The organism is Gilliamella apicola (assembly GCF_003202655.1).
Lineage (GTDB): Bacteria > Pseudomonadota > Gammaproteobacteria > Enterobacterales > Orbaceae > Gilliamella > Gilliamella apicola_R.
Genome location: NZ_QGLR01000002.1, coordinates 117,401 through 133,868, shown reverse-complemented (window position 1 = coordinate 133,868; position 16,468 = coordinate 117,401). Strand labels below are relative to the sequence as shown.

The window sequence follows — 16,468 nt, the reverse complement described above, 5'->3', positions numbered from 1 at the left end:
GAATTATGCTATTAAAGTTAGAAAACACAAAAGTACCCATGAAATTAGTATATCTTCTTTCCGAAGAGTTAAAGGCTGATCCTGAATATGTTTCTCTTACTCAAGCTTTAACACTGGATCGATCAAGGCCTTATGTCGGATTGAATGGGACTTATGGCCTTTTTGGATCACAAGAATGGTGGGATAGTATCAACCGAGGGAAAATGCCCTTGTTATTCTTGTCTGGGATAATAAAAAGAGCTTATGTAACAGGGCAAGATCCTTCGGATTTTAATAATACTATTGATCTATTACTTGATGATGGAACTATCCAATCTATTGGTATTTATACTAATCAAGAAGAAGACTCAGATTTTTTTAAAGAGGGGCATATAACAAGTATCGTCTATGCTCTTGATGAACTTAAACCAGAGGCAATGCTCAATTTTGGTCAAAAATATAATCAAATTGCTTTAGAAATGGCCGTTTCATTAGAACCTGTTAAATAAAAATTAGTAGTTCTTATAAAGTCTGAACAAAATAAGATCCTAGTGCTTTAAACTAGGATCCTCTTTTTATCTGTTCTTAGATCTACTTCGCAAGTTCGATAATTAACTTGCCTTCTTTAGCGATGATTGTAACCACTTGGCCAGTGGTAAAGCCGAGCTGCTCAAGCCAGCGTCCTTTAATGGTGAGCTGAGGTCTGGGGTTGGGTTTTATGCCTTGGGGCGTGTAACCAATGGTGTAAAATCGTTCGGTGGGTTGCGGTGCCAGAGCTTTGCAAGTGCCTGATTTTAGCTTAGACTGTGCCTTAGCTGGAAAGGGGACGAGCACTGTAAAAGGTAATGATATTTTGCCTAATTACAAAGTTAGTGATTTATCAAAAATTGATGATAAGGCATTAAATGTTTCCGAAATCAGAGGGCAATTAGGGGCATATGTAAAAGGGAATAAAGTAGATAATATTTCTATCCCACAGGTTCCATTACTGTAAATGGTAAAACTGAATATGTATTGGCTGTAAGTGGTAAATCCTGTAAAGGGAATGCTCCAACTTCTGTTAATATTAATGGCGTAAATTACAAAGTCATTATTGAAGACTCGCAAAGCATCCGTAATTATCCGTCATCAGCAACACAAACTAACCTTAACCATGCTGAACATAAATTAATGAGTTATGCTAAAGATAACTATGCAGGGCAAAAAGTGGATATTAAAGTATCAGTTGAAAATACTTCAAAATAAAACCTGCCATGTGTAATGGTTCAGGAGTTAAGTTTGCTGAAGAAATGGACGAAAATGCCAATATACATATGTATCAAGGAACAACAGGAAAAAGGCCATGATTAATCGGGAACTAATCAATTATTTACATTCAGTTTATCCTGAATTACCTATTGATATTAGCTACATAAAAGGGTATTTAGATGACGAAATAAATAAGATAGAACGCCTTTATGATATTAAGATTAGAGGACAACTCTACCATTTTTTATCCTGTATGGGGCGTTGTAGTGGTGGATTTTTTGGTGATGATCCCTTGATGTTTTATCGACCAAATAACACTGTACGTTCTCATGTTTTTTTTCAATATTCTTTTTGTGAAGATCTATGTGCATTACAACAATGGGAATTAGTTAAACAAAAACCGTTTGCATTTTCATTTGAATCTGAAACCCAGTATTTCTTTTTGTTAACTGATTCAGATAACCCAAATTTGGTTTATCACTATGATGAAAATGAAGAAACGATAAAACAGACAAATAAAACTTTTTATGAGTATTTAAGACATTCAGTAAATACTGACACTCGACATTATATACAAAATATGACATTTGATTATTCTGGTGAATTAATCAATATCTAAAACCTAAGATCCCAATTTTAAACTGGGATCTTATTTTGACTTCTAAGTCAGCATCTCAAGTTTAATAATCAATAACCCCTGTTGCGCATCGATGATGACTGGCTGACCGGTAGTAAAGCCGAAGGCTTCCAGCCAGCGGCCTTTAATGGTGAGTTGTGTTGGGTTGCCCGCCGTTGATGCTATAACCAACTAAGAAAAGCAGATCAAACAGTAGCAAACGCCGTAAATGCGATCATTAACGGCCAAGCATGGGACGCAATTAAAGATAATTTTGTTAAAACTGCTAATGGTGTTCAGATAGCCCTTGAGAATTCAGTGGCATTGTTAATTGGTATAATTACACCGCCTAAAGGATTGGGAAATGTAGGTAAGACAGAAAAACTTATTAATAAATCAGATAAAGTTATTTCAGATGCTAATAAAGCAGGTAAATTGGATGAGGCATTATCTGATGCTAACAAATTAGACAAAGAATATTTTGAAAATCAGTATGGTAAAAATAATGTTGAGCAAGGATTTGGTGATTATAAAGAAATAAAGGATAATATAAATAATAATCATGCAGCAAATCAACAGGCTAATAAAAGCAGTAATTTTGATAAACATGTAGTAAATGAGAAAGGCTTGGAGAATGCTGGAAAAGGGACGACAGTAAAAATATCCCCTGAAAATCAGAAGTATGTAGATATTTTATCCCCAGAAGCTAAGCAACATATTTTATATGGTGACAGTTTAACCAGTGGCGGGCATTTATATCCAGGAAACCCAGGAAAAACTATTTTCCTAAAAACTGGTCAGCGGATAAAGCTGTTCACGAAATTGGAGATATTGCAACATCACCTAATACACAATGGTATGCACAAACAGGTACTGGCGGTATTTACACAGGAAAAGGTAAACCTGCAAATTGGGTTTCTTATGAAGTTCGTGATGGGGTAAGAATCAGAGTTGTTTATCAACCAGCGAATGGAAAAATAATAACGGCATTCCCTGACAATGCTCCCATACCTAATAGTTACAAGCCAATAAAGTAAAGGTAAAAAATGCAATATTTAGATGAAAAAATTAAAGAATTTGGCGGTTTATTTAAAGATCGCTTAGATAACGATCTATTACAAGATGCTATTTATTATGTTGATTGCAATGAAAGAGGGTTAGCCTTTGAGACAATTTGTGATCAAATTAGTGAATATGAAGTGCCAATTACAAAGGAAGAATATGATATTGCAATTAGTATTTGCAATGAATTAAAGATGGATGTTAATGATATTAGCATTAAACATATGTCTGATTTAATTACTGATTAAAATTATAGCTTCGATTTAGTACCCCCTATTCCTATGAATCGGGGGTTTTTAGCGTTTTCTAGACCTGACGCGCAAATGCTGGAAAGGGAACGACGAGTACAGAAAGTAAAGTAGGAGAGTATCTCGAAGACTTTAAACCATCACCAACACCGACCGAGTTAGTTCAACATTTTGTTGAAGCCAATAAAAATTTTAATATAAATATTTTTCAGGGAACAACAGGAAAAAATCCATGATTAATGAAAAACTAATAACCTATTTACATTCAGTGTATCCTGAATTACCTATTGATACTAACTTTATTAAAGGCTATTCAGATGACGAACTAGCTAAGATTGAACGACTTTATGATATCAAAGTCACAGATCAGCTATATGATTTTCTTCGTTGTATGGGGCGTTGTAGTGGCGGATTATTTGGTGATGTTCCCTTATTATTTTATCGAGATCAATGGAGTGTCCGGGGACATATCTTATTTCAAGCTGGTTTCACTGATCAGTTAAAAAAGTTACAACATTATGAGTTAACTAAACAAAAGCCATTTTTCATTTCTATTGAATGGGAAACTCAATTTTATTTTTTACTTACAAAATCGGATAATCCAAATTTAGTTTATCATTACGATGAAAATGAAGAAACGGTTGAAACAACACAATGGACTTTTAATGAATACCTAAGAAAGTCTATTGATTTGGATACAAGAAACTACAAAATTCAAGTTACGCCTGAACAATATGGTGAATTAATCAATATCTAAAACCTAAGATCCCAATTTTAAACTGGGTTCTTATTTTGACTTCTAAGTCAGCATCTCAAGTTTAATAATCAATAACCCCTGTTGCGCATCGATGATGACTGGCTGACCGGTAGTAAAGCCGAAGGCTTCCAGCCAGCGCCCTTAATGGTCAGTTGCGGTCTAGGGTGAATTGCCTCCGTTGGGGCTGTAACCGACCGTTATGCAGTGCTTCAGTCGTGGTTTTACCGTTTGGATTTTAGTAACGGTGATTTTTAGGGTAGAATGTGCCTTAGTCATAGTCAACTCTTTTACGCATAATTCCCCCAAATTATGACCAGTTCATTCATATTCAAATATCAATAAGACCGTATACACTCCTCAATTATTTTTACAAATACACCTCAATAAACTAAATTAGTGGACAAAACGTGGAGCACGTTGGACTTTTGATATAAAAGGGAACCCTCAAATGATGAGGCTAGTGACGGGTCTTAAGAATAGAGAACTAAAATTTAGGTAATATAAAAATTATCTTTATTAACTTTATCATCTAACTTAAGTATAAAACTGAAATGGAAATAAAAAGTGGGTTCGAAAACTTAATCCCCGATCCTGATGTTACTGCATCAAGTGGAACTGATCCCACTAAAATAGCGCCAGAACTACAAGCTTATGCTGATAAATTAGGTGGGTTAGGTGTTAAAACTTCATGTGGTAACGTATTAGGTGCTTGTGCTGAATTTGGAGCAGCTAACGAATTGTTATTAAATAATCCTAATCTTAAATTAAAAGATATTCAATTTAATCAAGCTGTACGTCCTCGTAATGGGAACCCCGTGCCTCGTTGTGAAAATTGCACAAACATATTTGGAGTTGAAAAATAATGAGAATGACTGATGAGTTTATAAGCACTACCGATCTTGACTGGTTTGCTGCATTTTATAATGGCAATCTAGCACACTTTACTTCGGGTGGTACAACCGCGGTACCTGAAAAAGTAGCTGATTCGATTAAGAATTATGAAGAACTATATGATTATTTTTTTGATTTAAAGAAACGATGTGGTATTGAAATTATTGAGGATAATTTGCCTGAGTTTCTCAATCAAATTAAAAGAGAAGAATATTTAAGAAGTTATATTGATGCAGCTTCAAGGGGCTTATTTAGTTATGATGTTAATTATGAAAATAATAGTTATTTTTTAGTTGCAAAACCGCTGAGTCCATTATCTTTAAGAGAGCTACCGAAAAATATAAAGGAAATAGTTTATACATTACCAAAAGAAATAAAAACCGGATCGGCAAGTATAACCGAATTAGAGTAGTAATAACTCAAAAGCCCTTTGATAAATCAGCGGGCTTTTTTAATATCTTAGATCTGGCTCGCAAGTTTAATAATTAACTTGTTCTGCTCAATCTTAATGGTGACAGGTAATCCGGGATAAAACCCAAGTATCTCGAAGACTTCAACCAACACCGACCGAGTTAGTTCAACAACAAGCAGGTAAAGATACTCAGGTAACAATCAATACCGATCACATTTTAAATGGTGAGATTAAGACTTATAGAGACGGCACGAAGGTTGGAACAGGAGGACATTATTTAAAAGATCCAAATATTCAAGTATATAAATGGACAGGTGAAGCCGATGTAAATGGTGTCACGAAAGGGTATATATCGGTCAGAGATCCTGCTACAGGTAAGTGGTATGAAAAGCAGGCTGAAACAACATTCTTCCCTAAGCATTGGTCTAAACGTCAAACTGAAAGGGAAATAAAAAGTGCTTTTGAAAATTCAAAACCAGATCCTAATAATAAAGAGAGGTGGATAGGAATATCTTCAAGTGGAATAAAAATGCAAGGTTTCTATAAAATACCAAATGGTACTGGCGCAACGGCGTGGCCGATTTATAATAAAGGTAAATAATGTATGAAAAATAGAAAAATATATTTATATTGGTCTGATTTTTATGATGAATTCTGTCCATCAGGAATGTTGCCTGAGGAAAATATTCGATACACACCTAAACAAGGTTACGGTGTATGTGAGATTGCATCTTTGCTATTAGATGAAATCCAATACTCAGTTAACTCAGTCAATATCTGGATTAATAATCTAACCGATTTAGCAAATAGTCGAGCACCGGACGGCATGTTTGGTGTTGGTAATGCTCATTGGGTATTAATTACCGGCGATTACGTTTTTATTGGTACTGAATATGTTGAAGAGCAACAGGTTATCCTTACTAGGGAACAGCTTTTATATGTTCTGGAACAATATAAAGCCTTTTTAGAAGGGAACTATGAAGATCCTAATAATCCACCCGCTCCGATAGATGTAGAGTTTATTGCCGAAGGGCAAGAGGCGGTTGATCTCTATAATAGTTTAGAAGGAAGTCATCATGTTCTCTATCTTGAATAACGAGGATGGGCAGACCAGATTAAACATTATCACTAGCTTAAAAGAGTTAGGAGAGCAGGTTAAAGAGCTCGAACGCACTATTCATAAAGATGCCGGTAAAGACTCAAAAGATGGCAAAATGGGCAATGACTTTAGTAAAGGCGTTGACTCAGCCGTATCAATTATTACCGACATTATCACCGGCGATATGACCGGCGGCCTAGCCGGCGTTATTTTACAAATGGATCTATCTGGAAATGAAATGCAGGGTATGGCCTCAAGATTATGAGGTAAACCAAATGCTCAAAATATTAAAACTCTATTTTTCCAAGATTCAAAAGGTACGATACATCATTATGATAGAAAATAATTAGGATTAGTTATGCCGAAAATTGCATGCAAATGTGGGCACGTAATGAATATTGGCTCATTTGATGAAGACTTTGCTTATGATCTCATTTCACAAAATGTTTTATGGGACATAATCGATATATTCTCAGAAAAGGAAGAATTTACTTCTGAAAAGTTCATGGATTCTTTTAATCAAGAGAGCATTGAAGTATACGAATGTCCATCTTGTAAAAGATTATTAATTGAAGAGTCTCCACGATCTAATAAATTTAGTTTTTATAAAAAAGAAGTTGAATAAACTAGATCTACAATATCTCCACACTAATTAGTGTGAATCTTATTTTTATCCGTTTCTAGATCTAGTTTGCAAGTTCGATAATTAACTTAGCTTCTTTAGCGGTGATCGTAACCACTTGGCCAGTAGTAAAGCTGAGCTGCTCAAGCCTGCTTCCTTTAATAATTTGTCAAAAATAAAAACAAGTACTTTATTCCCTGATAATTGGCCAGATAAAAGTATAATCGATTCTATTAATTAAATTGGGAATACTAAACCTATTGGTGTAAGACCTTCAACTGGAGAGACTCTTCATCGAGGAACAGTTAATGGGGTGGAAATCGATGTGATTAAAAGTGGTAATAATATCACGGCCGGTTATCCTGTTGGAGGAAAACCAACGCCAGGTTTTAGTCCTATAAAATGAAAGAGATAAAATATGTATAACAAATTTGATACTTGTATATCTGATTTTAGCCATGAAAGTGAACCAGGTGATTATTGGTATGATTGTGCTATTTTAGAGTCCACTAAAATACTTAAACAATTTGATAATAACGACTGGGATTTATTATTAAAGCAATTAAATTCTAAGCCTGTTTTTTGGCAAAAGAGACTTGTAGAATGTTTAGATGATTTGCATAACCCTTACGAATTAGAAATAATTTTAGATCTTATTAATACAGATGATGACGATTTATTTATTACTTGTGTTGATTCATTAAGGTTTTTAAATTTATCAAGTTTGGATAATTTAAAGAAAGATTGGTTATTATCAAAAATAGAAACTTTATTAGGAAAAGCCAGCCCACCAGTAAAACGTATTTTAGAAGGGCTCATTGTAAAAATTAATTAAACATGGCTAATTAAAAGATCACCGCGTAAAAACTGGGATCTTTTTTGTTTCACAAAATCCGCAACAGCCAGCTCAATAATCAGTTTATTCTGTTCCACTTTTACGATAAATAGCAGTCCGGTGTAGAAGTCGAGTTGTTTAAGTCAACTGCCTTTAATCGTCAGTTAGGGGCTTGGGGTGGCATTAATGCCCTGCGGTATAATAACGTTCGTAGGATTTACAGCATTGTGCTTTGCGTGAGGTGGTTTTTAGTTGGTAAGGGGACGAGTGGTTCTTTGACTTGCCAGACGACTAAACTACCGCCTAATGCTTCAGCTAACAATATACGATCATTAGTCAGAGAGAATAAAAGTGCAAAAATATTGTCTTAGAATAAATAGTATGAAATATATATCCGTTCCAGTAAATAAAAGTGCAATGGAAAGCCTAGATTTGGATAATTGTGTGGATGGTGATTTGATTGAGTTAATTCTTGATGAAGATAATTATACAAATCTGTTAGAGAGTAATGTTATTAATCAACTTAATAATGAATTAGATATAAACATTGATGATTATGAAGATGAAAAGATAATCGATCTTGATAAGCTTATAAAGGCTAAAAGTATTATTCAAAATTCAATAGTATCAAATAATAGCGAAGCGTTGATTCAATTATTAACTCAAGTTGATAATGCAATAAAGTATAAAACAGGTCTATTTTTTTATTTTTAAATTTAAATGTAATAGAATTACACTTATCAAATATAAATATTAAAACCATATCTACTAACGAGGTTCTCCATTGATTATTAATAATAAATTAAAAAAAATAGATCTTTCAAAACCAGGAGCAATTACTGAAGTTGATTTAATTCTCGATTCTATAGAGGACATACCAAATTTGTCCTTGGGGCAAATTTTTACCCTATGTCCTGAAAGAGAAGATATTGGCAGCATATTAGTAGGACTATGTGCATCATTTTATTTTTTAAGAAGTACACCGTTTAATTTCACTGAATGGAAAGCATATAAAAATAGAGATTTTTCATCTGAAGAAAAGCAATTAATGATTTCTGGTTTACTTAATGTAATAAAATATTCGCACATTGAAAGTAGTGATGAAATTGATGCAATAGATTATATTTATGCCGCCTGTATTGCTTTATATAAAATTTCCCCTGAAAAAATAGAGGCAGAACTAGTTAAAGAATTAAAATTAAAACCTACAGAATCTTTAATTGAAGCCTTAGGAATGTTGGTTGGTCATTCGTTCAAGGGTTATATTACCAAGGAAACATTTTTATTACTTAAACATTTTGCAGAGCAAAATTCAGGGGGACTGAGTGATAGAGCAAAAATAGTATTAAAAGAAGATGTGGAAAGAATGAATGCTATAAATCCCTTTTTATAAATGAACTAACTTATTTTCAGCCTTTCCATCAGGAAACTTATCTATAGGATAACAGAAGATGGCTTAGGTTGTATGGGGCAAAATAGTAGAGCATTATATTATTCAAGATGAACGCTATGAGCACGATTAATCGCAATATGTAAAAATCGCACCTAACCCGTGGGGGATCTTACTTTGGCGTCTATACCAATATCTCACCCCTGATAATCAACACCCCCAACTGCATATCGATGATGACTGGCTGACCGGTAGTAAAGCCGAAGGCTTCTAGCCAGCAGCCTTTAATGGTCAGTTGTGGTTTAAGGTTGAATTGCTAGACGTTGGGTCTGTAACCAACCATTTATGACCACAACGATCAAGCCTTGAATATTACCCATGCGGCAATCAGTGACGGTGAGTTAATCATTCGAGACCAAGATAAACAAACACAAGATATTAATGAACTCAGTCATGATACCGAAAATGCCCATAACAAACTCAAACCAATCTTTAATAAAGAGGATGAGCAGACCAGACTAAACATTGTTACTAGCTAATGCAATAAAGTATAAAACAGGTCTATTTTTTTATTTTTAAATTTAAATGTAATAGAATTACACTTATCAAATATAAATATTAAAAACATATCTACTAACGAGGTTCTCCATTGATTATTAATAATAAATTAAAAAAAATAGATCTTTCAAAACCAGGAACAATTACTGAAGTTGATTTTATTCTCCATTCTATAGAGGACATGCCAAATTTGTCCTTGGGGCAAATTTTTACCCTATGTCCTGAAAGAGAAGATATTGGCAGCATATTAGTAGGACTATGTGCATTACATTATTTAAAATGTCCAGCGTTTAATTTCGCTGAATGGAAAGCATATAAAAATAGAGATTTTTCATTTGAAGAAAAGCAATTAATGATTTCTGGTTTACTTAATGTAATAAAATATTCGCACATTGAAATTAGTGATGAAATTGATGCACTAGATTATATTTATGCCGCCTGTATTGCTTTAAATAGAATCTCCCCTGAAGCAGAGGCAGAACTAGTTAAAGAATTAAAATTAAAACCTAAAGAATCTTTAATTGAAGCCTTAGGAATATTGGTTGGTCATGAGGTCAAGGGTTATATTACCAAGGAAACATTTTTATTACTTAAACATTTTGCAGAGCAAAATTCAGGGGGACTGAGTGATAGAGCAAAAATAGTATTAAAAGAAGATGTGGAAAGAATGAATGCTATAAATCACTTTTTATAAATGAACTAACTTATTTTCAGCCTTACCATCAGGAAACTTATCTATAGGATAACAGAAGATGGCTTAGGTTGTATAAGGCAAAATAGCAGAGTCTTATATTATTCAAGATGAACGCTATGAGCACGATTAATCGCAATATGTAAAAATCTCCACCTAACCCGTGGGGATCTTACTTTGGCGTCTATACCAATATCTCCCCCCTGATAATCACCCCCCCCAGCTGCGTATCGATGATGACTGGCTGACCGGTAGTAAAGCCGAAGGCTTCCAGCCAGCAGCCTTTAATGGTCAGTTGTGGTCTGGGGTTGACTTGCGCGCCGTTGAAGCTATCCCCCCATTTATGACCTCTCGAATATTACGCATTCGGCAATCAGTGTCGGTGAAGTTGCAGCAGATATCATCCGCAAACAACTATATGGCAAAGAAGCCAAAGATTTAACCGAAGCAGAAAAACAGACCATCAGTATTTTATCCCAACTAGCATCCGGCCTTGCGGTAGCTGCCGGCGGCGGTAATTTTGGTGATGCTAGTGCGGCTATTAGTAGTAGTAAAAATGCGGTGGAAAATAATGGTTTGAGTTGGGCTGATGGTGGTAATTTTATTGGAATTCCATATGAAACTGGAGCAAATTTAGATAGTAACCTCAATGCCTATGCTCAAGGTTATTTGACAGAGGAAGAAATTATTCAGTTAATGGACGATATGAACTCAGGACGGTTCATGTATGACCCTTTAAGAGAGGATTTTAAACGTTTCCAGAAGATCTTGCTATTTTGGTAACACCGTATGGAGATTATATTGCCTTTAGGGATGCTGATAGTTGGGGGGACTATGCAATAGCAACTGCTGGAGTGTTACCTTTTGCAAAATATATCAAGGTAGCAGGAAAAGTTGTTAAGGTTGAAACTAAAGCAGCACAAACTTTAGTAAAAGATGCTGAGGCAGCATACAAGGCTGGTAATGTAGCAGAAGGCAATCGATTAATGAATCAAGTTGTTAGCCAATCTACACAAGTTGAAACAACAGTTGTTAAAAATAGTACACTTACGAGCAAGATGCCATCAAATCCGGGTTCTCAAGCAGGTAGTGGCGAGGAAAAACCAACTGATTCTTTGAATACAAATAGCAGTAACAAAGCTAGTGATACTGTTGGTACAGGAAAGCAAAAAGATGAGCAAATTTGGACAGAAACCAATAAAAAAGATCCTGTCGAAAATGCTTATAGCCATTGGAATAAACATAAGTTAGAATTTCCAGAATTCCAAAATGCAAAACAATATGTAGATGCGACACATAATTTTGTTAATAATCCACCAGCAGACACGCTAGTTATTACTAGAAAAAATGGCGATACAGTTTTTTACAATCCTAGCTCTAATATTTTTGCTGTAAAAAATGCAGATGGTACGCCTAAAACAATGTTTAAGCCTAATCCGGCTGAACATGGAATAAAACTAATTTGGAATATTTTAATGCACAAAAATAATAATGAAGCATATATCTGTCGTGTTTGCGGCCTTAAGCAAAATGAACCTCAATGGGGAATTGATGAACAAACGCCAACATATAATATTTGTGATTGTTGCGGCGTGGAATTTGGTTATGAAGATTGTACTTTGATTGGAATTAAAAGTTATAGAAAAAAATGGTTAGATGGCGGGGCAAAATGGAATTGTAAAAAGTGCCAACCAAATAGTTGGTCTCTAAATGAACAATTAGCTAATATACCTAAACAATATCAATGAAATATTAAAAATAATGAATATTAATCAACTCAGGATCTACCTCGCAATTTCAACAATCAATTTCTTTTTTTAGTGGTAATGACGGTGATTTTATAGGAATTCCACATGAAACTGGAGCAAATTTAGATAGTAACCTCAATGCCTATGCTCAAGGTTATTTGACAGAGGAAGAAATTATTCAGTTAATGGACGATATGAACTCAGGTCGGTTCATGTATGCCCATCTAAGAGAGATTTGAAAAATTCACCTGAGAATGTAGCAATATTAACTATTCCATATAGTGATTATTTAGCATTTAGCGATGCTGAAACATGGGATGAATATGCGATACATGTGTGGGGCTCCTACCCGTTTTTAATTACAGCAAAATTGGTGGTAAAATGATAAAAATAGAGACAAAAACTGGACAATTTTTATAAAAGAAGCTGAAAACACCCATAAAACAGGAGATATAACTAAGGATAATCAGATAATGAATCAAACGGGAGGTTTTGGAAAACAAAACCTTAATGGCTCTAATCAAATACCAAAAATTAAAGGTAAGTAAGAAATGTCTGGTTTATTTTTGTGTGAACAACCAATTCTACCAAAAGGATTTTCCTTCCCTAGTAGTTATGTTGAATTAGCATGTTTTGATGGTAACGATCATAGTGGAAATACAAAAGTATATTTTCATGACTATGGTTATAACGAGCAGTATCCTGATTGGGACAAGAGATACCACTTAAACAACTTTGACGAATGGTTAAAACTAGCCAAAGAAGAATCAGCCCAATATAAAGCTGAACGGGCTGAATCTGAGTGAATTAATCAAATATCAAAAATTTAATAGGAACACGGTTAGTTAACCACACGCCATTATCCACTAAGTAAAACTAGAAGCTTTGTTGATGCATAATCAAGGCTTTTATTTTAAGTACAAACTAATAAGGGAACTATCCCTACACTAGATTAATTAAGTCAAGCAGCGACTTCTGCTAATAAAAATGGTTTAACTGATGTCGGTCGAGCATTACAAAAACATGGTCGTCGTCGTTTATACCTATACTGGTCAGAAGGCTTTTACTGTAAATAAAGAAGCTCAGCATATTATCGATGATATCCTGACAATTCCCGGAACAAAAATAGAAATCAGAATTATTAAAGAAAATAAACAACGTATCAAAGTAATTGAGGCCACAGCCCCAGACGGAAGAGCATTAAGATTTAATGAGGTCGGGACTAAATTAATTGGTTTCAGAGAACCATAAGTTAAGGAGTAAGAATGTTAGAATATAGTGTCGGTAGTTCAATGGATAGAAAAGATTATATGCGGAGCTCTCTTATAATCGTGTTCAGTTTGCTGAATTTGTCTTTCAGAAGACAGAAAGTCGGTCAATATTCTTTTTATCCAGCCCTAGAGAATACATATATATTTAATTATGATGAATTCTTACAGCTCATCGAAAATGCTAAAAAGCGTCTTTTAGAGTTAGAAAAACTGGCAAACTAATCATCTTCTGGCCTAATGAAATGAACCTCAAAAGTTGCATACTCAATCAAAGGGTTCATACGACAGAAGTATTATCTACCGCCCCTGATCGTATTTGATATGAAGCTGATATTGGTCTAAGTAATACAATGTCCAGAAGTAACCAACAAGGAACAAGGCTATTGTATTCAAATGACGGTATACTGCATATAACGACCGACCACTATAAAACCACAACACAAATTGGACGATGGAAATAATCATGAAACTAATAACATTAAATGGAGAAAATATTCATTCGGAATCTGATTTTCATAAAGAAATAGCTTTTTTACTGAGTTTTAGTAAATATTATGGTGAGAATCTGGATGCTTTATGGGACTGCTTAAGTTATGACTTAGATCGCCCGGTTCTAGTTATTTGGAAGAACTCGGATTATTCAAAAAAATATTTAGGTAATACTTTTAATCATATTGTGAAAATTTTTGAATTAGTTCGGGAGCAAGATATAAAATCTGGTCTAGAGGAAAGGTTTAATTTTGATATTCAGTAGAATACTCCTCAGTTGGCGGGCTCCTGCTCTATCAGTTTTATTGATTAAGATCGCTAAATTCCCACCTTACCCATGGGGATCTTGTTTTACCTCTTAGCTCAGCCCCTCAATCCTGATAATCAACACAAAAAATTTTTATAGAATGTATAAAAACACTACCTATATCATAGCAAAACAAAATTATCATTGTGAGGTAATAACATGGGTGCAAATATTTTTTTAGTAAAGATGAATCTATTGAAAAACCAGAAGATAAATTCAGCTCTACATTTATTCATAGCAGTTATTGGGATGCATTTGGTGATTTACTTGATGCCGTATTTTTACCTGATTATCCTCAATTACATGAAATCATAAAATCAGAAGAAGGTGAATATTTAAAATTTTATTCATTTGTTGAATTGAATAAAGAACAATTCAACCAGTCAGTAAGATTAATTAGGGACTACATAGCAAAACAGGAAAATCCAACAGAGTGGCAAAAAATGGCTCAAATGGTATGGACTGAAATTGCTGAGCCTTATATTATTCAAGACGAACGCTATCAACAAAGTTGAATTACAGGCTCCCCCTCCCCGATCTAACCTTGAACGGGGATCTATCTAATAGAAAAAATAATTCAGATAGCCATGGAGATACAAATGCAAAAAGTATATTTTCTATACCATGTTATTTACGAAGATACTGATGATGAAGAAGTAAAGGTCATTGGTATTTACAGTTCTCGTAAAAAGGCTAAATTAGCTAAGGAACGAATGAAAAAAAATTAGGATTTATTGATTTTCCTGATGATTTCCAAATTGTTGAAGATGTACCGAATCGAGACGGTTGGGTTGATGGTTTTGTTACCTAGATAGATCTATCAGATTAAATAATTTTTACAATAGTAGAGGTGAAATAGGCAAAAAGTTTATCTTTTAAATCATATTAGAGATAAAGGTACTGCAGATGAAGACACTAAAGAAATTGGTACCTATACTAGTTATCAATTAGCCGAAGAGGCTATAAACAGAATAAAAGATAAACCAGGTTTTATTGACTATCCAAATGACTTTCATATTGATGAGTATATCATCGATAAAGATTATTGGACTGATGGCTTAAGTAATGAAAAAGATTTGAAATAATATATATTGGTTCCGACTTAATCTGACCAATATTTAAAAAAGAGCGTTACTAGTTTTGAGATAAGATATCGAATATTCAATGAAAATAAAAAAGTAACGCTTATCTTTAATACTACTACTAAAGAATAAGACATAAAGTTTGTCTTATTAACTTGAGCTGAAAATTTCAAAATGTCTTCATATAAAGAGGTGCTATCAAATGAGCATCTTTTTCATCATAGCGTTCAAATAATCATGAAACGGTATACAATCTTCAATTATTTTCGCCAATACATCTCAATAACCCAAATCAGAATAACCATTATCTAAAAAAATAATTATACTTTCAGCACCATGGAAGGCTGGGCAGAACATTATCGTAAAACATGCCAGATATAACCCTAACTAAGAGGAAAATAATGCTTAAATTTATTGATACTAGCCCTGAGCTAATAAATGATGTTGAAATTGATTATTATGTTCCTTTTATAGTAGATGTAAAAGAGCAGAATTTTACCAATGAAAATAGTATATATTGGCGAACTGGTAATTTTGATACTTCATTATTAGAAATTGGAATTGGAGAAAAATCAGGAATATTGCAAAATATTACGCTTACCATGGTCAATCAAGTCTATACTAATGGCATAAACTATGAAGCTTTAGAAACAAAAAGCGGAATCCCCATCTTTGATATTTCATTGATAAAAAATAAAATCTTCGATTATTTTTCAGAATATTATGTATCTTTGACAGTTGATAATGTGACAGTCGCTATAACCCCAAAAAACAGAGTAAAAACAATCATTAATATGGGGAGAGTTGATATGGGTTTTGGTTTTGAAAATGAGTTAATATTTATTAAGGTTAATAAATTATCTGATAGAGAATATAAAGATCTTAAAGAGAGTTTTAAACTTTAAGTAATCTATAACTGATAAATTAAAATAATATAAATTAATATTATTCAACTTAAATTGTAATTATTTAGGCTCAACATAATGGTTGGTCTGTTGTTTTCATTTACACGAATTAAACTTAATTGTGATATCACAGATACGAGGTTGAGTCTTTTTATCTCTTCGAGTAACTGACGATTATCACTTGGCTGCTTAGGCATTGTGATGATGACCAAAATATCGCACATCATACGGATAATCAGTAGTGTATCCCCATAGTTA

Annotated in this window: 31 protein-coding genes and 4 pseudogenes; 30 read left to right on the top strand and 5 right to left on the bottom strand. The window is 33.8% G+C overall.

What is annotated here, in order from left to right:
* The first annotated feature begins 5 nt into the window (after positions 1–5).
* Positions 6–488, top strand: a complete 483-nt coding sequence (locus tag DKK70_RS00815) for a hypothetical protein (RefSeq protein WP_110432326.1) — start codon at positions 6–8, stop codon at positions 486–488.
* An 82-nt stretch (positions 489–570) separates the two neighbouring features.
* Here DKK70_RS00815 and DKK70_RS17400 read toward each other — a convergent pair whose 3' ends face one another.
* On the bottom strand, positions 571–813 hold the full coding sequence (locus DKK70_RS17400) for a SymE family type I addiction module toxin (RefSeq protein ID WP_219999636.1): 243 nt from the start codon (positions 811–813) through the stop codon (positions 571–573).
* Between DKK70_RS17400 and DKK70_RS16635 the strand changes: the two genes are divergently transcribed.
* The 3 genes from DKK70_RS16635 to DKK70_RS00800 all read left to right on the top strand — a co-directional run bounded on the left by DKK70_RS16635 (position 764) and on the right by DKK70_RS00800 (position 1,846).
* The gene (locus tag DKK70_RS16635; RefSeq protein WP_181415877.1) at positions 764–973 is read left to right on the top strand and encodes a hypothetical protein; all 210 of its coding nucleotides are present in this window, start codon (positions 764–766) and stop codon (positions 971–973) included. The genes DKK70_RS17400 and DKK70_RS16635 overlap by 50 nt on opposite strands.
* 20 nt (positions 974–993) lie before the next feature.
* Positions 994–1,224: a hypothetical protein gene (locus tag DKK70_RS00805; protein ID WP_110432325.1), complete on the top strand. Its 231-nt coding sequence runs from the start codon at positions 994–996 to the stop codon at positions 1,222–1,224.
* Between the two features lie 97 nt (positions 1,225–1,321).
* Positions 1,322–1,846: an SMI1/KNR4 family protein gene (locus tag DKK70_RS00800; RefSeq protein WP_219999635.1), complete on the top strand. Its 525-nt coding sequence runs from the start codon at positions 1,322–1,324 to the stop codon at positions 1,844–1,846.
* A 42-nt stretch (positions 1,847–1,888) separates the two neighbouring features.
* Here the strand turns inward: DKK70_RS00800 and DKK70_RS17395 are convergent, their stop codons facing one another.
* Positions 1,889–2,035 (bottom strand): SymE family type I addiction module toxin, encoded by a 147-nt coding sequence (locus tag DKK70_RS17395; protein ID WP_219999634.1) that lies wholly within the window; start codon positions 2,033–2,035, stop codon positions 1,889–1,891.
* A gap of 489 nt (positions 2,036–2,524) precedes the next feature.
* On the opposite strand from DKK70_RS17395, the pseudogene DKK70_RS17390 reads away from it, so the two are divergent.
* From DKK70_RS17390 to DKK70_RS00780, 3 genes and pseudogenes are all read left to right on the top strand, one after another.
* Positions 2,525–2,880, top strand: a pseudogene (locus tag DKK70_RS17390) (EndoU domain-containing protein); the annotation flags it as partial.
* Between the two features lie 9 nt (positions 2,881–2,889).
* Positions 2,890–3,153: a MafI family immunity protein gene (locus tag DKK70_RS00785; protein WP_110432324.1), complete on the top strand. Its 264-nt coding sequence runs from the start codon at positions 2,890–2,892 to the stop codon at positions 3,151–3,153.
* Between the two features lie 232 nt (positions 3,154–3,385).
* Complete coding sequence (locus DKK70_RS00780; RefSeq protein WP_219999633.1) at positions 3,386–3,910, top strand: hypothetical protein; 525 nt, start codon at positions 3,386–3,388, stop codon at positions 3,908–3,910.
* Between the two features lie 42 nt (positions 3,911–3,952).
* Here DKK70_RS00780 and DKK70_RS17385 read toward each other — a convergent pair whose 3' ends face one another.
* Positions 3,953–4,042, bottom strand: coding sequence for a hypothetical protein (locus DKK70_RS17385; RefSeq protein WP_110432352.1), 90 nt, complete (start codon positions 4,040–4,042; stop codon positions 3,953–3,955).
* 419 nt (positions 4,043–4,461) lie between these two features.
* Here DKK70_RS17385 and DKK70_RS00770 point away from each other — a divergent pair, with 419 nt between their 5' ends.
* The 9 genes from DKK70_RS00770 to DKK70_RS00730 all read left to right on the top strand — a co-directional run bounded on the left by DKK70_RS00770 (position 4,462) and on the right by DKK70_RS00730 (position 9,162).
* On the top strand, positions 4,462–4,773 hold the full coding sequence (locus DKK70_RS00770; RefSeq protein ID WP_110432323.1) for a hypothetical protein: 312 nt from the start codon (positions 4,462–4,464) through the stop codon (positions 4,771–4,773).
* On the top strand, positions 4,773–5,213 hold the full coding sequence (locus tag DKK70_RS00765; protein ID WP_110432322.1) for a hypothetical protein: 441 nt from the start codon (positions 4,773–4,775) through the stop codon (positions 5,211–5,213). Before DKK70_RS00770 ends, DKK70_RS00765 begins: the two co-directional genes overlap by 1 nt.
* Positions 5,214–5,322: 109 nt before the next feature.
* On the top strand, positions 5,323–5,814 hold the full coding sequence (locus tag DKK70_RS17380; RefSeq protein WP_146210836.1) for an EndoU domain-containing protein: 492 nt from the start codon (positions 5,323–5,325) through the stop codon (positions 5,812–5,814).
* A 3-nt stretch (positions 5,815–5,817) separates the two neighbouring features.
* Positions 5,818–6,309 (top strand): hypothetical protein, encoded by a 492-nt coding sequence (locus tag DKK70_RS00755; RefSeq protein WP_110432321.1) that lies wholly within the window; start codon positions 5,818–5,820, stop codon positions 6,307–6,309.
* On the top strand, positions 6,290–6,577 hold the full coding sequence (locus tag DKK70_RS00750; protein ID WP_110432320.1) for a hypothetical protein: 288 nt from the start codon (positions 6,290–6,292) through the stop codon (positions 6,575–6,577). The genes DKK70_RS00755 and DKK70_RS00750 overlap by 20 nt, the downstream gene beginning before the upstream one ends.
* A 93-nt stretch (positions 6,578–6,670) precedes the next feature.
* Positions 6,671–6,937: a hypothetical protein gene (locus DKK70_RS00745; RefSeq protein WP_110432319.1), complete on the top strand. Its 267-nt coding sequence runs from the start codon at positions 6,671–6,673 to the stop codon at positions 6,935–6,937.
* A 415-nt stretch (positions 6,938–7,352) separates the two neighbouring features.
* Positions 7,353–7,769 carry a hypothetical protein gene (locus DKK70_RS00740; protein WP_110432318.1) on the top strand — a complete coding sequence of 139 codons (417 nt, stop codon included), beginning with the start codon at positions 7,353–7,355 and terminating at the stop codon, positions 7,767–7,769.
* Positions 7,770–8,150: 381 nt separating this feature from the next.
* Positions 8,151–8,483, top strand: a complete 333-nt coding sequence (locus DKK70_RS00735) for a hypothetical protein (RefSeq protein ID WP_110432317.1) — start codon at positions 8,151–8,153, stop codon at positions 8,481–8,483.
* A 70-nt stretch (positions 8,484–8,553) separates the two neighbouring features.
* A complete protein-coding gene (locus DKK70_RS00730; protein ID WP_110432316.1) occupies positions 8,554–9,162 on the top strand; it encodes a hypothetical protein in 609 nt (202 codons plus the stop codon).
* Between the two features lie 181 nt (positions 9,163–9,343).
* Here the strand turns inward: DKK70_RS00730 and DKK70_RS17375 are convergent, their stop codons facing one another.
* Positions 9,344–9,454 carry a SymE family type I addiction module toxin gene (locus tag DKK70_RS17375; protein ID WP_219999639.1) on the bottom strand — a complete coding sequence of 37 codons (111 nt, stop codon included), beginning with the start codon at positions 9,452–9,454 and terminating at the stop codon, positions 9,344–9,346.
* Between the two features lie 70 nt (positions 9,455–9,524).
* On the opposite strand from DKK70_RS17375, the gene DKK70_RS16620 reads away from it, so the two are divergent.
* Positions 9,525–9,698: a hypothetical protein gene (locus DKK70_RS16620; protein WP_181415873.1), complete on the top strand. Its 174-nt coding sequence runs from the start codon at positions 9,525–9,527 to the stop codon at positions 9,696–9,698.
* A 110-nt stretch (positions 9,699–9,808) separates the two neighbouring features.
* On the top strand, positions 9,809–10,411 hold the full coding sequence (locus tag DKK70_RS00720; protein WP_110432315.1) for a hypothetical protein: 603 nt from the start codon (positions 9,809–9,811) through the stop codon (positions 10,409–10,411).
* A gap of 181 nt (positions 10,412–10,592) precedes the next feature.
* On the opposite strand, the pseudogene DKK70_RS17370 reads toward DKK70_RS00720, so the two are convergent.
* Positions 10,593–10,724, bottom strand: a pseudogene (locus tag DKK70_RS17370) (SymE family type I addiction module toxin); the annotation flags it as partial.
* Positions 10,725–10,747: 23 nt separating this feature from the next.
* Between DKK70_RS17370 and DKK70_RS17365 the strand changes: the two are divergent.
* From DKK70_RS17365 to DKK70_RS00665, 12 genes and pseudogenes are all read left to right on the top strand, one after another.
* Positions 10,748–10,978 (top strand): annotated as a pseudogene (locus DKK70_RS17365) (VENN motif pre-toxin domain-containing protein); the annotation flags it as partial.
* A gap of 6 nt (positions 10,979–10,984) precedes the next feature.
* Positions 10,985–11,191 carry a hypothetical protein gene (locus DKK70_RS17105; protein ID WP_258363884.1) on the top strand — a complete coding sequence of 69 codons (207 nt, stop codon included), beginning with the start codon at positions 10,985–10,987 and terminating at the stop codon, positions 11,189–11,191.
* Between the two features lie 71 nt (positions 11,192–11,262).
* Positions 11,263–12,156 carry a hypothetical protein gene (locus DKK70_RS16910; protein WP_219999632.1) on the top strand — a complete coding sequence of 298 codons (894 nt, stop codon included), beginning with the start codon at positions 11,263–11,265 and terminating at the stop codon, positions 12,154–12,156.
* Between the two features lie 235 nt (positions 12,157–12,391).
* Positions 12,392–12,541, top strand: coding sequence for a hypothetical protein (locus DKK70_RS16615; RefSeq protein ID WP_181415872.1), 150 nt, complete (start codon positions 12,392–12,394; stop codon positions 12,539–12,541).
* A gap of 166 nt (positions 12,542–12,707) precedes the next feature.
* Positions 12,708–12,962 carry a hypothetical protein gene (locus tag DKK70_RS00700; RefSeq protein ID WP_110432314.1) on the top strand — a complete coding sequence of 85 codons (255 nt, stop codon included), beginning with the start codon at positions 12,708–12,710 and terminating at the stop codon, positions 12,960–12,962.
* 217 nt (positions 12,963–13,179) lie between these two features.
* A complete protein-coding gene (locus tag DKK70_RS00695; RefSeq protein WP_146210835.1) occupies positions 13,180–13,407 on the top strand; it encodes a hypothetical protein in 228 nt (75 codons plus the stop codon).
* A 14-nt stretch (positions 13,408–13,421) separates the two neighbouring features.
* The gene (locus tag DKK70_RS00690; protein WP_110432312.1) at positions 13,422–13,649 is read left to right on the top strand and encodes a hypothetical protein; all 228 of its coding nucleotides are present in this window, start codon (positions 13,422–13,424) and stop codon (positions 13,647–13,649) included.
* 241 nt (positions 13,650–13,890) lie between these two features.
* Positions 13,891–14,181: a barstar family protein gene (locus DKK70_RS00680; RefSeq protein WP_219999631.1), complete on the top strand. Its 291-nt coding sequence runs from the start codon at positions 13,891–13,893 to the stop codon at positions 14,179–14,181.
* 401 nt (positions 14,182–14,582) lie between these two features.
* Complete coding sequence (locus DKK70_RS16905; RefSeq protein ID WP_219999630.1) at positions 14,583–14,738, top strand: hypothetical protein; 156 nt, start codon at positions 14,583–14,585, stop codon at positions 14,736–14,738.
* A gap of 84 nt (positions 14,739–14,822) precedes the next feature.
* Positions 14,823–14,951 carry a DUF7336 domain-containing protein gene (locus DKK70_RS17100; RefSeq protein WP_258363883.1) on the top strand — a complete coding sequence of 43 codons (129 nt, stop codon included), beginning with the start codon at positions 14,823–14,825 and terminating at the stop codon, positions 14,949–14,951.
* Between the two features lie 147 nt (positions 14,952–15,098).
* Positions 15,099–15,308: pseudogene (locus DKK70_RS17765) on the top strand (hypothetical protein); the annotation flags it as partial.
* 398 nt (positions 15,309–15,706) lie between these two features.
* A complete protein-coding gene (locus DKK70_RS00665) occupies positions 15,707–16,210 on the top strand; it encodes a hypothetical protein (RefSeq protein WP_110432308.1) in 504 nt (167 codons plus the stop codon).
* Positions 16,211–16,468 lie beyond the last annotated feature (258 nt).

Bases quoted from the DNA above. Each gene is read 5' to 3' on its own strand.
- DKK70_RS00770 (WP_110432323.1), top strand. From the start codon at position 4,462: ATGGAAATAAAAAGTGGGTTCGAAAACTTAATCCCCGATCCTGATGTT.
- DKK70_RS00695 (WP_146210835.1), top strand. From the start codon at position 13,180: ATGGTCGTCGTCGTTTATACCTATACTGGTCAGAAGGCTTTTACTGTA.
- DKK70_RS00750 (WP_110432320.1), top strand. From the start codon at position 6,290: ATGTTCTCTATCTTGAATAACGAGGATGGGCAGACCAGATTAAACATT.
- DKK70_RS00765 (WP_110432322.1), top strand. From the start codon at position 4,773: ATGAGAATGACTGATGAGTTTATAAGCACTACCGATCTTGACTGGTTT.
- DKK70_RS00665 (WP_110432308.1), top strand. From the start codon at position 15,707: ATGCTTAAATTTATTGATACTAGCCCTGAGCTAATAAATGATGTTGAA.
- DKK70_RS00780 (WP_219999633.1), top strand. From the start codon at position 3,386: ATGATTAATGAAAAACTAATAACCTATTTACATTCAGTGTATCCTGAA.
- DKK70_RS00740 (WP_110432318.1), top strand. From the start codon at position 7,353: ATGTATAACAAATTTGATACTTGTATATCTGATTTTAGCCATGAAAGT.
- DKK70_RS00800 (WP_219999635.1), top strand. From the start codon at position 1,322: ATGATTAATCGGGAACTAATCAATTATTTACATTCAGTTTATCCTGAA.
- DKK70_RS00680 (WP_219999631.1), top strand. From the start codon at position 13,891: ATGAAACTAATAACATTAAATGGAGAAAATATTCATTCGGAATCTGAT.
- DKK70_RS00815 (WP_110432326.1), top strand. From the start codon at position 6: ATGCTATTAAAGTTAGAAAACACAAAAGTACCCATGAAATTAGTATAT.
- DKK70_RS00690 (WP_110432312.1), top strand. From the start codon at position 13,422: ATGTTAGAATATAGTGTCGGTAGTTCAATGGATAGAAAAGATTATATG.
- DKK70_RS00785 (WP_110432324.1), top strand. From the start codon at position 2,890: ATGCAATATTTAGATGAAAAAATTAAAGAATTTGGCGGTTTATTTAAA.
- DKK70_RS17100 (WP_258363883.1), top strand. From the start codon at position 14,823: ATGCAAAAAGTATATTTTCTATACCATGTTATTTACGAAGATACTGAT.
- DKK70_RS00700 (WP_110432314.1), top strand. From the start codon at position 12,708: ATGTCTGGTTTATTTTTGTGTGAACAACCAATTCTACCAAAAGGATTT.
- DKK70_RS00735 (WP_110432317.1), top strand. From the start codon at position 8,151: ATGAAATATATATCCGTTCCAGTAAATAAAAGTGCAATGGAAAGCCTA.
- DKK70_RS00755 (WP_110432321.1), top strand. From the start codon at position 5,818: ATGAAAAATAGAAAAATATATTTATATTGGTCTGATTTTTATGATGAA.
- DKK70_RS00745 (WP_110432319.1), top strand. From the start codon at position 6,671: ATGCCGAAAATTGCATGCAAATGTGGGCACGTAATGAATATTGGCTCA.